Annotated in this window: 17 protein-coding genes; 6 read left to right on the top strand and 11 right to left on the bottom strand. The window is 57.3% G+C overall.

The window, feature by feature from the left end; translation table 11 throughout:
* The first annotated feature begins 100 nt into the window (after nucleotides 1-100).
* Complete coding sequence (locus tag ACO079_RS05540) at nucleotides 101-865, top strand: hypothetical protein (RefSeq protein WP_421792388.1); 765 nt, start codon at nucleotides 101-103, stop codon at nucleotides 863-865.
* On the opposite strand, the gene ACO079_RS05535 is transcribed toward ACO079_RS05540, so the two are convergent.
* Together ACO079_RS05535 and ACO079_RS05530 are read right to left on the bottom strand one after the other, a co-directional pair.
* Nucleotides 862-1,278 carry a TIGR02301 family protein gene (locus ACO079_RS05535; protein WP_421792386.1) on the bottom strand — a complete coding sequence of 139 codons (417 nt, stop codon included), beginning with the start codon at nucleotides 1,276-1,278 and terminating at the stop codon, nucleotides 862-864. The two genes, ACO079_RS05540 and ACO079_RS05535, sit on opposite strands and share 4 nt — an antisense overlap.
* A 32-nt stretch (nucleotides 1,279-1,310) precedes the next feature.
* Nucleotides 1,311-1,700 carry an NUDIX hydrolase gene (locus tag ACO079_RS05530; protein ID WP_421792385.1) on the bottom strand — a complete coding sequence of 130 codons (390 nt, stop codon included), beginning with the start codon at nucleotides 1,698-1,700 and terminating at the stop codon, nucleotides 1,311-1,313.
* A 64-nt stretch (nucleotides 1,701-1,764) separates the two neighbouring features.
* On the opposite strand from ACO079_RS05530, the gene ACO079_RS05525 reads away from it, so the two are divergent.
* Entirely contained in the window at nucleotides 1,765-2,367 is a 603-nt protein-coding gene (locus tag ACO079_RS05525; RefSeq protein WP_421792383.1) for an SOS response-associated peptidase, read from the top strand.
* Here the strand turns inward: ACO079_RS05525 and ACO079_RS05520 are convergent.
* From ACO079_RS05520 to ACO079_RS05485, 8 genes are read right to left on the bottom strand one after another with little or no spacing between them, the layout of a single operon-like run.
* Entirely contained in the window at nucleotides 2,364-3,368 is a 1,005-nt protein-coding gene (locus ACO079_RS05520) for a patatin-like phospholipase family protein (protein ID WP_421792381.1), read from the bottom strand. The genes ACO079_RS05525 and ACO079_RS05520 overlap by 4 nt on opposite strands.
* Nucleotide 3,369: 1 nt before the next feature.
* Nucleotides 3,370-4,170, bottom strand: coding sequence for a 3-hydroxybutyrate dehydrogenase (locus ACO079_RS05515; protein ID WP_421792379.1), 801 nt, complete (start codon nucleotides 4,168-4,170; stop codon nucleotides 3,370-3,372).
* A gap of 52 nt (nucleotides 4,171-4,222) precedes the next feature.
* Nucleotides 4,223-5,014, bottom strand: a complete 792-nt coding sequence (gene yaaA, locus ACO079_RS05510) for a peroxide stress protein YaaA (protein ID WP_421792377.1) — start codon at nucleotides 5,012-5,014, stop codon at nucleotides 4,223-4,225.
* Nucleotides 5,015-5,066: 52 nt separating this feature from the next.
* Nucleotides 5,067-6,476, bottom strand: a complete 1,410-nt coding sequence (locus tag ACO079_RS05505) for an FAD-binding oxidoreductase (protein ID WP_421792375.1) — start codon at nucleotides 6,474-6,476, stop codon at nucleotides 5,067-5,069.
* Nucleotides 6,473-7,426: an L-threonylcarbamoyladenylate synthase gene (locus tag ACO079_RS05500; RefSeq protein WP_421792373.1), complete on the bottom strand. Its 954-nt coding sequence runs from the start codon at nucleotides 7,424-7,426 to the stop codon at nucleotides 6,473-6,475. The genes ACO079_RS05505 and ACO079_RS05500 overlap by 4 nt, the downstream gene beginning before the upstream one ends.
* Nucleotides 7,427-7,463: 37 nt before the next feature.
* On the bottom strand, nucleotides 7,464-8,021 hold the full coding sequence (locus ACO079_RS05495) for a YceI family protein (RefSeq protein ID WP_421792371.1): 558 nt from the start codon (nucleotides 8,019-8,021) through the stop codon (nucleotides 7,464-7,466).
* A 2-nt stretch (nucleotides 8,022-8,023) separates the two neighbouring features.
* Nucleotides 8,024-8,608: a cytochrome b gene (locus ACO079_RS05490; RefSeq protein ID WP_421792369.1), complete on the bottom strand. Its 585-nt coding sequence runs from the start codon at nucleotides 8,606-8,608 to the stop codon at nucleotides 8,024-8,026.
* A 3-nt stretch (nucleotides 8,609-8,611) separates the two neighbouring features.
* Entirely contained in the window at nucleotides 8,612-9,181 is a 570-nt protein-coding gene (locus ACO079_RS05485; RefSeq protein ID WP_421792368.1) for a YceI family protein, read from the bottom strand.
* A 124-nt stretch (nucleotides 9,182-9,305) separates the two neighbouring features.
* Between ACO079_RS05485 and ACO079_RS05480 the strand changes: the two genes are divergently transcribed.
* Nucleotides 9,306-11,087, top strand: a complete 1,782-nt coding sequence (locus ACO079_RS05480; RefSeq protein WP_421792918.1) for an acyl-CoA dehydrogenase — start codon at nucleotides 9,306-9,308, stop codon at nucleotides 11,085-11,087.
* Here ACO079_RS05480 and ACO079_RS05475 read toward each other — a convergent pair.
* Nucleotides 11,084-11,461: a hypothetical protein gene (locus tag ACO079_RS05475; RefSeq protein WP_421792367.1), complete on the bottom strand. Its 378-nt coding sequence runs from the start codon at nucleotides 11,459-11,461 to the stop codon at nucleotides 11,084-11,086. The genes ACO079_RS05480 and ACO079_RS05475 overlap by 4 nt on opposite strands.
* 101 nt (nucleotides 11,462-11,562) lie before the next feature.
* On the opposite strand from ACO079_RS05475, the gene ACO079_RS05470 reads away from it, so the two are divergent.
* From ACO079_RS05470 to lepB, 3 genes are read left to right on the top strand one after another with little or no spacing between them, the layout of a single operon-like run.
* A complete protein-coding gene (locus ACO079_RS05470; protein ID WP_421792365.1) occupies nucleotides 11,563-11,790 on the top strand; it encodes a hypothetical protein in 228 nt (75 codons plus the stop codon).
* A complete protein-coding gene (locus tag ACO079_RS05465; protein WP_421792363.1) occupies nucleotides 11,787-12,107 on the top strand; it encodes a YbjQ family protein in 321 nt (106 codons plus the stop codon). Before ACO079_RS05470 ends, ACO079_RS05465 begins: the two co-directional genes overlap by 4 nt.
* Nucleotides 12,104-12,865 (top strand): signal peptidase I, encoded by a 762-nt coding sequence (lepB, locus tag ACO079_RS05460; protein ID WP_421792362.1) that lies wholly within the window; start codon nucleotides 12,104-12,106, stop codon nucleotides 12,863-12,865. Before ACO079_RS05465 ends, lepB begins: the two co-directional genes overlap by 4 nt.
* Nucleotides 12,866-12,870: the final 5 nt, after the last annotated feature.

Below are 12,870 nucleotides of genomic sequence, written 5' to 3'. Positions count from 1 at the left end.
ACGCTGCAGGTTTTGTGATGTATGATATTGGAAAGCTTAGAAAACCGGGCGCGGACGGATCGCGCGGCAGAATTCTGGAAGGCTGAAGGGAACAAAGATCATGTCCGAGCGCACCAGCTTTTATTTCTTCGATATTGACGAAAACATCCTTCATCTTCCGACCAAGGTACATCTTCTCAACACCGTTACCGGCGAAGAGAAAACCATGTCGCAGCGCGAGTTCGAGGGCATTCGGGCCTATCTCGGCGTCGCCGGCGATTGGGAAGACTGGGCCGCACCGCCAGAACGCGCGTTTCGCGAGTTCGCAGACGGAAAAGACCGGAATGGTGAGGAATACTTGCTCAGAGATATCCGCCGGGCGTTAGAGGGCGGCGATTGGAAGGGGCCGTCCTGGGATATTTTCCGTTATGCTGTTCTCAAGAAGCGGCCGATCGCTGTCGTCACGGCGCGCCAGCATTCGCGTTCAACGATCAAGGCCGGGATTAATCTGCTCAAAGAGGCCGGTGAGATCCCGGAAAGCCCGAACTATGTGTCGATCTTCGGTGTTTCGAATCCTGAGGTTCGCGAAGAATTGGGGCCTCACCTCACAACGGCTGGCTTGAAGCGCAAGGCAATCCGCCAATGCGTTGAACGCGGCCTGGACGCCTATGGACGCGACCTTCAGCACAGCTTTGGCATGTCGGATGATGACCCGAAAAATGTCGATCTCATCACCTCGGCCATGCTGGAATGCAAGATAGACTATCCGGACATGCGATTCTTCGTGATTTCGACCAATCGCCGCCAGCATGTGAAGCTGGAAGTCTTCCCGCCGCATAAGGACGAATCCAAATTGCGCGCGGCGGAAGGCGACTATTACGGCTAGTCCAGTACCTCGTTTAGCATGGCCTGGCTCATCTGGGCTCCGCGCTGGGCTAGTTGTCGGCGCTGAGCCTCGGCTTCCGCGCCGCACCGCGTCCGGGTCTGCTGTTCAACCTGATAACCGTCATTGAAGGCTTCGATCAACCGCGATCGCCGAACGCCTGATACGGGGGCTTCAAGGCGGAGAAGTGCAATCATCTGGTCGCGCCATTGCTGATTGTCTTCGCCTTCGCACGCGAATGCCAGATAATGGAGTTGACCGAGCGTGTACGCCAGATAGGGAAGCGTTCGGCCCGGATCTCGGAACGGTTCCGGCTCTTCCTGGACATGCGCCGGTTCGGCATATTCGCGCGGCTTGTCTTGTGCCACTGCGGGTACCGCCCAGAAAGCCATAAAGATGAGTACGAGCCACTTCATGGTCGTTGTTTGCCGCAGCATTGCGGCGAGGTCTAGGCAGGCCTGATCACGCGCCGGGTCTCATCCCAGCTGACGCGCTTAATCGCTTCGTCAACCGGTACGAATTCTGCCGCATCAGCATCATCATCGGGAACAGGCTCACCGCTGAGCCATTCGGCTTCAAAGTCGATCAAAACGAAATGTTGGCCCTCCATAATGGAATCGACCACATCAATCAGGCGCGTAATCCGGGCGGTAACGCCGGTCTCTTCCTTGAGCTCCCGCAAGGCTGCGTCTCTGACCTGCTCGCCAAAGTCCACTTTGCCACCGGGAATAGACCATTTGCCTTTCAGGGGTTCGCGGCCACGCTTGATCAGTAAAACCTGATCGCCGCGGCGGCACACAACGCCAACACAGGCGAGGGGACGTTTCGTTTCAGACATGTCGGCTCCTTGACGGCGGGCGGTGCGTCGCGAAGCTAGACCAAATCGATGGAGAGACCAGCCCATGTGTGGCCGCTATGACATTGAGGTGGATCCCAAGACGCTGGGCGAGATGCTCGGCCTGGAGGTCCCCGAATTCATCGCCAATACGGACTTTTCGCCGGGCGATCGGGGACCGGTGATTGCGGTGGGGCAGGACGGTCAGACCCGGGTGGTTTTAATGCGCTGGGGGCTGGAGCCCAGCTGGATGAAAGAAAAACCCCGCCGGCCCATGTTTAATGCGCGTTCGGAGACGGTCGCGGAAAAGCCGATGTTCCGGAACGCATTCAAACGAAAGCGGGCCTTGGTCCCGGCAGTCGCCTTTTATGAATGGACCGGAAAACCCGGCGCCAAGACGAAATGGCGCTTCTCAAAGGTGGATGGCTCTCTGCTGGTGTTTGCCGGCTTGTGGGAAGCCCGAGACCGGGGTGATGGCCAGAAACAGCTGACCTTCACCATTCTGACAACGACACCGAATGCGGATGCGGCGGACTATCATGACCGGATGCCGGTCATTCTCGACGAGAACGCGCAGAAGATCTGGTTGGATGCCGAGGCGGATCCGCAGTTCCTTCTGGAGCTCGCGGCACCCGCTCCGGATGGGACGCTGAAAGTGGATGCGGCCTAGCGGCCCAAAAATTCTTCGTGGAGGCGGATCGTTGATTTCTGGCCGACATGTTCAGCGCATGTCTCGAGCCATTCGGACGCCGCCTGCCGACCAGCATCGCGCAGTGCGGTAAGCGCGCTCCAGCGCGTGTCGTATTTGGAATCGACGGGCAATTTGCGCATCGCGTCATCAGCCCGGATGGCATGCACCAGCATGTCGCGGAAATTTTCCTTCGATTCACCGGTCAGCTGGTTGTTTTCCATCAAGTCCTTCACAAAGGCGAGCGCGCGCAATTCTGCCAGCAGCGAGGCATTGAACGTGACCTCGTTGACCCGGTTCATGATGTCAGCGGCCGATTTCGGCGTTTCGGGTCGCTCAACAGGATTGAGATTTACGATCAGAATGTCGCGCGGTGTGTCAGCGTAATAGAGCGGCCAGATCGCTGGATTGCCGGTAAAGCCGCCATCCCAAAAAGCTTCACCGTCGATTTCGATCGCCTGAAACAGGAAGGGCAAGCAGGCTGAGGCCAGCACGGTATCCACCGTTATGTCTTCGCCAGAGAATATGCGGGGCCGGCCGGATCGGACCGAGGTTGCGCAGATGAAAAGCTGCACGTCCTTGCACGAAGCCAGCGCTTCAAATTTTACGCTTGAATTGAGAATGTCCCTTAGTGGGTTGAAATCAAAAGGATTGAGATCGTACGGGCTGGTGATCCGCGAAAGCGCATCGAGAAACGGGAAAATTTGATTTGCGGCTTGGAAACCTGGAAGCTTGGCCGGATGAAAGGTTGCGCCTGCGCGCGAAACATTCTGCCAGAAGCCTTCCAGCGCAGCCCGACCTTCATCAGAGCCACCGCGGCGAACACCATCGGTGTAGACGACAGCATTCATGGCACCCGCGCTGGTCGCCGTAATCGCGGAGGGAAGCAAACGCCCGTCTTCCGCGAGCCGGTCGATTACACCCCAGGTAAATGCGCCATGTGCGCCACCGCCCTGAAGGGCCAGAGAGACCGGCTGGCTCACCCTATTGCGCGACCCAGCCGCCATCGACCTGATAGGCCGCACCATTGCAGGATGCGCCTGCATCCGAGGCCAGGTAAAGCATCAGCCCGTTGAGCTGATCATAAGTTACGAATTGCTTGGTCGGTTGCGCCTTTAAAATGACATCATTGACGACGTCTTCTTCGCTAATGCCGCGCGCTTTGGCGGTGTCAGCAATCTGGCCTTCCACCAAAGGCGTTTTCACATAGCCAGGGCAGATGGCGTTGGACGTGATTCCAGACTCGGCAACTTCGAGCGCTACTGATTTGGTCAGGCCCATAATGCCGTGCTTGGCGGCGACATAAGCCGACTTGAATGGCGAGGCGACCAGCCCGTGTGCGGAGGCGATGTTGATGATACGTCCGCGTCCCTGATCTTTCATGATCGGAACGGCTGCTTTGATCGTGTGAAAAGCCGAGCTGAGGTTGATGGCAATGATCGAATCCCACTTGCCTTCAGGGAATTCTTCGACCTTTGCGACGTGCTGAATGCCGGCATTATTGACGAGGATATCGACCCGGCCGAGTTCGGATTTTGTGAACGCGATGAGGTCGGCAATCTCGTCCGGCTTCAACATATTCGCGCCGTGATAGCGCACGTCCACGCCATGGCGTTGCGCCAGATCGACGCGGGTGGTCTCAATCTCATCGCTATCGCCAAGTCCGTTGAGGACGATATTGGCGCCCGCGGCAGCAAGTCCCTCGGCCAAAGCCAGTCCTATGCCGCTGGTCGAACCCGTGATAACGGCAGCATGGCCGCTCAAATCTGTTTGGATACTGGTCATAGGGCGTCGCCTAACAAAAAATGCTGCATTGCACCATATGAGATTTCACGCTTCAGGCGGCTTTTTTCGCGTTCTTCGGGGCCGGTTGGGGGCGAGCAAATTCCAGCTTGTTGTCCGTTGAGGCCTCGGCATCGAAGCGATACCCGTCAATATTGAAGTCTGAAAGTTGGGCCGGGTCCGTCACGCGATTCTCGATGACCCAGCGCGCCATCAATCCGCGCGCAACTTTTGTGAACATGAAGAGCGGACGCGATTTGCCGTCTTTTTCCTCTTTAAAGGATACATCAATGACGTTGGCTTTTAGGGCTTTCTTGTCGACCACTTTGAAATACTCGTTCGACGACAGGTTCAGGATCGTGTCGGTCCCGGCAGCGTCGAGCGAGGCATTGAGCGCTTTCGCGATATCACTGCCCCAGTAATCATAGAGCGTTTCGCCCTTTCTGGTGTGCAGCTTTGTCCCCATTTCCAGACGATAGGGCTGAATCTGATCAAGCGGGCGCAATACGCCATAGAGACCAGACAGAATACGAAGCCGATCTTGCGCCCAGGTCAGGTCATCCTTGTCGAGATCAGAAGCACCAAGGCCCCTGTAAACCTCACCATTGAATGTGAGCACGGCCGCCTTGCCACTTTTGTTCTCAGGGTCAAAGGCCCGGAAGCGTTCATAGTTCAGTTGCGCCAGATCATCCGACAAGCCCATCATTTGTTGAATTTTCGACCGGGTCAGGTTGCGGGTTGTCTTCGACAGCGTCGCGGCACGCGCCAGCAATTCCGGCTGGGTTGTTTCCGGCGACGGCTGATCCTCGAAATTCATAAGTTTGGCAGGCGAAAGAAGAACAAGCATGGCAACCTCCTGACCCCGATGTAGTTTGATTGGCGGCGGGTTTAAAGGCCCGCTAGCGCGCAACAGGGATCAAGACCCGTGGATTCATGATGCCCTTGGGATCAAGCGCTGATTTGATAGAGCGCATCAGTTCCACTTCCAGAGGCCGGCGCTCGGCCAGATCGTCTGATTTAAGGGTGCCGACACCGTGTTCAGCGGCGATCGAGCCGCCATATTTCTGGACCAGATCATAGATCGCTTCAGTGGCGGGCTGGCAGCGTTCAAGGAACGCATCCCCTGCGCCGGCTTCCTGGCTGGCCACATTGAAGTGAACATTGCCGTCTCCGACATGGCCGAACGCGATGACATTGGCGCCTTCGACCAGGCGTTCAGAAGCCGCTGTCGCTTCCACGATAAAGGCGGCGATTTTCGAAACCGGGATTGAGACGTCATGTTTTGCCGCTTTGCCATGGGCTTTTTCGGCTTCTGCGATCGGCTCGCGGAGTTGCCAAAGGGCGTGCGCCTGGCTCTCGCTTTCAGCGATAACCGCATCCGTGACCAGGCCCGCTTCAAACCCTGAGGAAAGGGCGTCCTCCATAGCCGCGCGGCCTTCGCCGACCCGGGCGGCGCCGATTTCAAGAAGGGCATACCAGGGGTGCGTTTGATCCAGCGGATCGCGGGTATCGGGGATGTGTTGCAAGACCAGGTCGAGCGCGTTGCGCGGAATGATTTCAAGCGCTGAAAGCGTGCCACCGGAAGCAGATTTGGCAAGACCGAGCAGGTCTACCGCGGCTGCGGGTGATGGGATTCCCGCGAATGCGACACTGGTCTCGGCGGGTTTTGGGAAGAGTTTCAGCGTCGCGGCTGTGACAAGGCCTAAAGTGCCTTCGGCGCCAATGAAAACCTGTTTCAGATCATAACCGGAGTTATCCTTGCGAAGGCCGCGCAGCCCGTTCCAGATGCGTCCGTCTGGAAGGATGGCTTCAATCCCCAACACCAGATCCCGCATCATGCCATAGCGCAGCACATGCACGCCGCCGGCATTGGTGGAGATCAATCCGCCAATCGTCGCCGAGCCTTGCGAGCCCAGGCTGAGCGGGAATAGCCGGTCCACTTTTTCCGCTTCATTCTGAATGCTCTCAAGAATGCAGCCCGCCTCGACGGTGATGGCATCATTTGCGGTGTCGATTTCGCGAACCTGTTTCATGCGGGAAAGGGAAATAAGAACCTCACCACGCGGAATAGACCCACCGACAAGCCCGGTATTCCCGCCTTGCGGGGTGATGGCGATACCTTCCCGCGCGCAAATTCGCACGCAGGCTGCTGCTTCTTCCGTTGTGGCCGGTTTGAGCAGTAGAGGCGTTTCACCTTGCCAACGGCCCCGCCAGTCGCACGTGTGAGGCGCAAGTTCATGTGGGTCGTCACTCCAGCCTTTGGCGCCAACGGCGTCTTTAAGGGCGGTCAGCGTTTCGATAGAGATCATGTCTGGTCTCGTGGTGCAGCGGCGCGTTGAAGGCGGTCATTAATGGCTTCGCCCAGACCTTCGTCAGGAATGGGGGAAACTGCAATGCGTTTCGGTGCGCGGGCGTCGAGTTGCCGCAGAAAAGCAAATAGATTGGCCGCCGCTTCTTTCAGGCTAGCGCTTGGGGACAGGTCAAGATCAGCGTCAGCCCGACCGCCAAATCCAAGTAGAACTTCGCCTTCTTGTTTTTTGGCGGCATTCAGGCGGATGGGTGCTCCTGGCGCATAGTGGCTGGAAAGCATGCCGGGCGACAACAATGCTGCGTCGGTTTCGGGGGCGGCGAGCGGTTCCGTGATCGTTTCGATGTCGCTTCGCGCGAGGCCGCCTTTGCGCAACAAGACAGCATTTTCTCCATTAAAGCCTATGACGGTAGACTCCAGCCCGATCGCGCACGGCCCCGCATCGAGAATAAGATCGGCTTTTTCGCCCAATCCTTCGGCGACATGTTGGGCAGTGGTTGGGCTGACCGCTCCTGAGGGGTTGGCGCTGGGCGCGACGAGCGGTTTGCCAAAAGCTGCAATAACCGCTCGCGGAACAGGATGGTCCGGGCAACGCACCGCTAACGTATCCAGCCCGGCGCTGGCCAGATCGTGGACGGGACAGTGCGGCAATCGAGGCAAAACTAATGTCAGAGGGCCGGGCCAGAAGGCTTCAGCGAGCTTTTCTGCTGCGGGATTAAAGGCGACAAGCTGCTCTGCCATAGCTTTGTTGCTGACATGGGCAATCAACGGATTAAAGCGCGGACGCGCTTTGGCTTCGTAAATTCGTGCAATGGCCTCGCCGCTGGTCGCATCTGCCGCGAGCCCGTAGACCGTTTCCGTTGGAATCGCGACCAGGGCACCTGATTGCAGCGTGGTGCAGGCTTCTGCGATCGCATCGGGATCGGTTGCGGATTTGATCGTAGCCGACATGGCGTCTGATTGGGCCGGGACGGCCGGTGAATCAAGCCTAGCGCGCGGCTTCAATGTGCAGCTTGACCGTTACTGTCTCAGCTGAACTGGCCCAATTGCCAGCTCCGATGCCAAAATCTTCGCGCGCGAGCGTCAACTCGCCTCTTGCAACCGCGCGATCTCCCTCAATCGAAAGACGAAAGGCCAGATCAGCGGGTTGCGTGGAATCGCGCAGTGTGATGCTGCCGCTGGCGAGATAGCATTCGCCGTCTCCTTCAGCGCAGGCGTCGAACGAGGTCACATCGGTCGCGACAAAAACGGCCAGCGGAAAAGTGTCTGCATCCAACCCGTCATCGCTGACCATTTCAGAATTGTATTGGGGATTGCCGGTGTCCCCGCTCTCGACCATGACACGGCCAACAATTCGGGCGTCGGGCAAATTTTCAGGGTCGAAACGGATTTCGGTTTCGAAATTGCTGAACTCTCCGGACACGGTGCTGCCGAATGCGGTCGTTTCGATGCGGACGGAACTGGCTTCATTGTCCAGTGTCCAGTCGCTGGCGACGGCTGGCGCTGACAAGGCCAGCGCCAGTCCAAGGGGGAGGAGGTTTTTCATTTTTAGTCTCGTTGTTTCAGGAAGATCACCATGCGCGTAAGCACATCATCCTTCTTGATAAAGTGATGCTGCAATGCGGCAGCAATATGAAGCGCCAAAAGCCCAAGTATGATCCAGGCGCCGGCGCTGTGAGCGCGTGCCGTGACCTCATGTAGCGCTTCGTTTTCACTCACAAGATTGGGGAGCTCTATGCTCTCCACATTGAAGAGATAATTTGGAAAACCGGACGCAGAAGCCGTTAGCCACCCCCCAATCGGCATGCCGATCATGAGCGCGTAGAACGCCCAATGAGTGAAGCGAGACGCTGTTTTTTCCCATGGTTTCATATTGTCCGGCAGGGGCGGTGGCGGGTTCATAAAACGCCAGAGCAACCGAAAGACACTCAAGACGAGCACCAGAATGCCAAAAGTCTTGTGCCAGCTATAAAGCGTTGTGACATCAGTAAAGCTGACCGATGTGTCCCCGGCAAAAAGCGCATCACTCATGTCACCAGCCCGCCAGCCCGCAAAAATCAAAACGATGATTGTGATCGCCATGATCCAGTGAAGCGATATCGCAACGCCTGTGTATCGCTTCGATTCGGTCATGCCTTATTCCTCCCGAAGGAACTCGGCCTCGATCCGGATTCTTACTTCGTCGCCGGCGATGCCCGCCGGGACCAGCTGGCCGATCCCAAACTCACTTCTGGACACCACCATATCGGCTCCAAAGCCAATGACATCCCGATTTTCCAGAAAGTTGAAATTTCCGCCATAGAAAACAATGTCCATCCGGACAGGCTGGGTAACGCCACGAATGGTCAGATTTCCATCGGCATAGCCAGCGTTTTCGCCCGTCACGGCAATCCCATGCGCTTCAAACAGGATTTGTGGGCTGGTATCAGCAGCAAACCAGCCCGGCCCGCGCAGCCGTTCATCGAAGTCTTCGTTACCGGTCGAAATCGAGTCTGCCGCAATAATCGCGGTAAGCCGGGCCGCTTCAGGCGCGAGTGGGTCGAACGTCAGGCTGGCGTCCAGTTCATCAAAGCGGGCTGTATACCAAGCGAGGCCAAAGTGGCGGGCTTGCCAGTGAACCGAAGCATGGTTCCGATCCAGCCGCCAATCCCCGGCCGGCAACGCTACCGGATCCGTGACCGGCGCGGAGACGCACGCTGTGATCAAGAGGACCGGCAAGAGAAGAATTAATCGTTTCACATTGCTGAAGGTAGGGCGGAATGACGCGCAGCCCAATGCTCGACGCCTGAAAATCCGGCGTTATCTTGCGGGGCAGGGATGGAGAGATCAGATCATGTACCGCGCACCTGTCGACGATATTCGCTTTGCTCTGGAAGAAATTGCCGTCATGGACGGCCTGAAGACGACGGGCGCGTTCCCGGATCTCTCGTCCGATTTGACGGCGGCGATCCTCGAAGAGGCGGGCAAGTTCTCCAATGATGTTCTGGCGCCACTAAACCGTCCAGGTGATCTGGCGGGCTGTAAGCTGGATGATGGCGCTGTCACCACCCCGCCAGGGATCAAGGAGGCCTATGCGCAATTCGTGGAGGGCGGCTGGCAAGGTCTGCAATTCCCGGCAGAGCACGGCGGAATGGGGCTGCCACGGGCCCTCGGTTCAGCGGTCATGGAAACGCTGCAATCTGCCAATATGGCCTTTTCCCTTGGGCCAATGCTGACGTTTGGCGCCATCGAGGCGCTGATTGCGCGCGGTTCGGACGAACAAAAAACCACCTATTTGCCAAAGCTGCTGACCGGCGAGTGGTCGGCGACAATGCAGTTGACCGAGCCCCAGGCCGGCTCTGATGTTGGCGCTCTGCGGACCAAGGCCGAGCCGAATGGCGATGGAAGCTACGCGATCTCCGGCCAGAAAATCTACATCACCTGGGGCGAGCATGACTGCGCTGAGAATATCATTCACTGCGTGTTGGCCCGCACGCCGGACGGACCTGCTGGCACAAAGGGCATTTCCCTTTTCCTGATCCCGAAATTCCTCGTGAACGAGGATTGTTCGTTGGGCGAACGCAACGCGATCAAGGCGATTGGATTGGAACATAAGTTGGGAATTCATGGCAGTCCGACCTGTGTGATGGAAATGGATGGCGCAACAGGCTGGCTGATCGGTGAAGAGTTTGGCGGCATGGCGGCGATGTTCATCATGATGAATGCGGCTCGCCTCGCAGTTGGCGTTCAGGGCGTTGGCATCGCCGAGCGGGCTTATCAGCAAGCCCTCGCCTATGCGATGGACCGCAAGCAAGGCCGTGCGCCCGGGATCGACGGCGAGGCGCCGCATGCCATTATCCATCATCCGGACGTCCGCAATATGCTGACGACCATGAAAGCCAAGATCGAGGCGGCCCGGGCGATTTGCTATTGCTGCGCTGTGGCCGCAGACGAAGCCGAGTTTGAGCAAGACGAAGAAGATCGGGCTTTCGCCAAGCGCCGCGAGGAACTGCTCACCCCGATTTCCAAGGCCTGGTCGACGGATGTTGGCGTTGAAGTGTCGTCGCTTGGCATTCAGGTGCATGGTGGCATGGGTTTCATCGAAGAAACCGGAGCCGCTCAGCATTTCCGGGATGCGCGCATTGCACCGATTTATGAAGGCACGAACGGCATTCAGGCCATCGACCTTGTCGGCCGGAAGCTCACCATGTCGGGCGGTGCCGCGCTTCGCGAAATTCTGGAAGATATCCGGCAGACGGTCGAAGACTGCGCGACCTCGTCTAATCCCGAGCTGCCGAAACTTGCGACCCGCCTGGGACCAGCTGCCGATGCGCTCGAGGCCGGTGCAGCCTGGCTCACATCTGCGGGTCAGGATCGCGAAGATATGCTGGCGGGTGCAACCGCTTATCAAAAACTCGCGGGTGATGTGATCGGTGGGTGGTTGTTATGTGTCGGCGCCGTCTCAGCTCAACGGCGACTGAAAGAGGGCGAGGGGGACCCCGCCTTTGCCCACGGCAAAATCCGCCTCGCGCGTCATTTTGCCGAAACCGTGTTGAGCCTTGCGCCTTCCACATTGGGTGCGGTTCAGGTTGGCGCGGATCTGCTAGCGGATGATGCGGCGTTGGGAGCCTAGAACCAGAACGTGGTGGGATCGGGATTGGGCCGTCCGTCAATCAGACGAATGAGGCCGACAATTACCCTGACGATTACCCAAAGCGTCCACAGCAAGTAAATCACGACGGCCACCGGAATCAGGATCACGGTCAAAAGACAGATGAACGCGACGACCAGCAACGCGATCGCATAGATCACCGTGTGCAGCTGAAACTCGTAATGTGTTGCCAACCATTGAGGCGCTTTGTCCCGTCTGAACCACGCGATGATTGCGGCGATCAGCATCGAAACGCCATTTGCCGGTCCAATCAGAAACAGAACGTAGGTGATGCCAGCGAGTAAGCGCTCATTGGATTCACTCACCGAATTCGCGGTCGGGGTTACGTTTTTCATCTGCGCCTCAATCATTTGTAATGCCATCAAAGGCTTGTTTTCGTTATACGTGCAACGCACCATGAAACTATGGCCAAAAAGGGCCGGTCAGGAAAACCTGCATGCAGCGCATTCAGAACCGTTTATGGCTTGGATATGGTCTCGTCTTTGGCGGGGGCATCATTCTGGCGGGCGCGCTGCTGTATGATGCTGTTTCAGACCAGATCCTCGCCTGGCCCTGGTCACTGGCCTGGTATGTGATGGCGTTGATCCCGTCATCAGGGATTGCCTTGGTATTTTTAACGGCGATCGAAGAACGCCGCCGTGCGGCAGCGGAGGAAGATGAATGACCATTCCCGTCACGATGGGGCTTAACGTGCCTGGCCGCGAAATCGGTGAAATCGTTGGGGTCGCACGCGGAAGTGTTGTGAAGGCGCGCTTTTTTGTGCGCGACATTTTTGCGTCCTTGCGAAACATCGTTGGCGGGGAAGTCAATGAATATTCAGAACTCTTGGAAGAATCCCGTTCCGAAGCCTATGCGCGGATGCTTGAAAATGCCCAGAGCATGGGCGCGGATGCGATCATCTGCTTTCGTTTTTCAACATCGGCCATTATGGAGGGATCTTCTGAAATCCTCGCCTATGGCACAGCGGTAAAGCTTAAATGATGTCCTTTATGAAGCGCATGGCCGGGAATGCGGCCGGAGAAGTCATGGACACTGTCCGGTTCTTCGCCGGAGTTGCCGCCGTCTGGCTTGTCATCATCACGGTGCTGTTCGCCCCCTTTCATATCCCTTCCGAGAGTATGCAGCCCTCGCTTGAGGTTGGTGACCGGGTTCTGGTTTCGAAATGGGCTTATGGATATTCGCGCCACTCATTGCCGCTGGGTATTGGCTATCACGTGCCAGAAAGCGTCGATTTACGTATTTTTCCTCGCAATCCGGAACGGGGCGATGTCGTGGTATTCCGCAATCCGGATGATCCAAGAAACCTAATCAAACGCGTGATCGGTCTGCCTGGCGATGTAATCAGCGTCCAGGGTGGTCGGCTTTTCATCAATGGCGAACAGGTTGAACGCGAGCGCATTGAAGAACGGACTTATATGCCCCATGGCGACAGACGACCTGTAACCGTGACGGCTTATATTGAAACGCTTCCGAACGGCGTACAGCACCATATTTATGAGCGCTCGGACTTTGATAGCGTTGACGATGTCGGCCCCTTTCGCGTCCCGATGAATTCCGTCTTTGTTATGGGCGATAATCGCGATAGCAGTGTCGACAGCCGTTTTTCTTCAGTGGGTTATGTAGAACTCACGGAAGTGGTCGGGCGGGCAGAAACGGTCATGTTCACCTTCAAGCGCTGCCAGCGCCAGGAAGGGATTTATTGCCCGGCGGGCCGCGTCTGGCGCGGGCTGCAACTCTAGAAATT

Origin of the sequence: Hyphobacterium sp. (assembly GCF_965228115.1) — a bacterium.
Classification (GTDB): Bacteria; Pseudomonadota; Alphaproteobacteria; order Caulobacterales; family Maricaulaceae; genus Hyphobacterium.
This window is presented reverse-complemented; position numbering and strand designations above follow the sequence as displayed.

Bases quoted from the DNA above. Each gene is read 5' to 3' on its own strand.
- lepB (WP_421792362.1), top strand. From the start codon at position 12,104: ATGATGTCCTTTATGAAGCGCATGGCCGGGAATGCGGCCGGAGAAGTC.
- ACO079_RS05525 (WP_421792383.1), top strand. From the start codon at position 1,765: ATGTGTGGCCGCTATGACATTGAGGTGGATCCCAAGACGCTGGGCGAG.
- ACO079_RS05535 (WP_421792386.1), bottom strand. From the start codon at position 1,278: ATGAAGTGGCTCGTACTCATCTTTATGGCTTTCTGGGCGGTACCCGCA.
- ACO079_RS05470 (WP_421792365.1), top strand. From the start codon at position 11,563: ATGCAGCGCATTCAGAACCGTTTATGGCTTGGATATGGTCTCGTCTTT.
- ACO079_RS05515 (WP_421792379.1), bottom strand. From the start codon at position 4,170: ATGACCAGTATCCAAACAGATTTGAGCGGCCATGCTGCCGTTATCACG.
- ACO079_RS05490 (WP_421792369.1), bottom strand. From the start codon at position 8,608: ATGACCGAATCGAAGCGATACACAGGCGTTGCGATATCGCTTCACTGG.
- ACO079_RS05530 (WP_421792385.1), bottom strand. From the start codon at position 1,700: ATGTCTGAAACGAAACGTCCCCTCGCCTGTGTTGGCGTTGTGTGCCGC.
- ACO079_RS05500 (WP_421792373.1), bottom strand. From the start codon at position 7,426: ATGTCGGCTACGATCAAATCCGCAACCGATCCCGATGCGATCGCAGAA.
- ACO079_RS05475 (WP_421792367.1), bottom strand. From the start codon at position 11,461: ATGAAAAACGTAACCCCGACCGCGAATTCGGTGAGTGAATCCAATGAG.
- ACO079_RS05465 (WP_421792363.1), top strand. From the start codon at position 11,787: ATGACCATTCCCGTCACGATGGGGCTTAACGTGCCTGGCCGCGAAATC.
- ACO079_RS05540 (WP_421792388.1), top strand. From the start codon at position 101: ATGTCCGAGCGCACCAGCTTTTATTTCTTCGATATTGACGAAAACATC.
- ACO079_RS05495 (WP_421792371.1), bottom strand. From the start codon at position 8,021: ATGAAAAACCTCCTCCCCCTTGGACTGGCGCTGGCCTTGTCAGCGCCA.
- ACO079_RS05505 (WP_421792375.1), bottom strand. From the start codon at position 6,476: ATGATCTCTATCGAAACGCTGACCGCCCTTAAAGACGCCGTTGGCGCC.
- yaaA (WP_421792377.1), bottom strand. From the start codon at position 5,014: ATGCTTGTTCTTCTTTCGCCTGCCAAACTTATGAATTTCGAGGATCAG.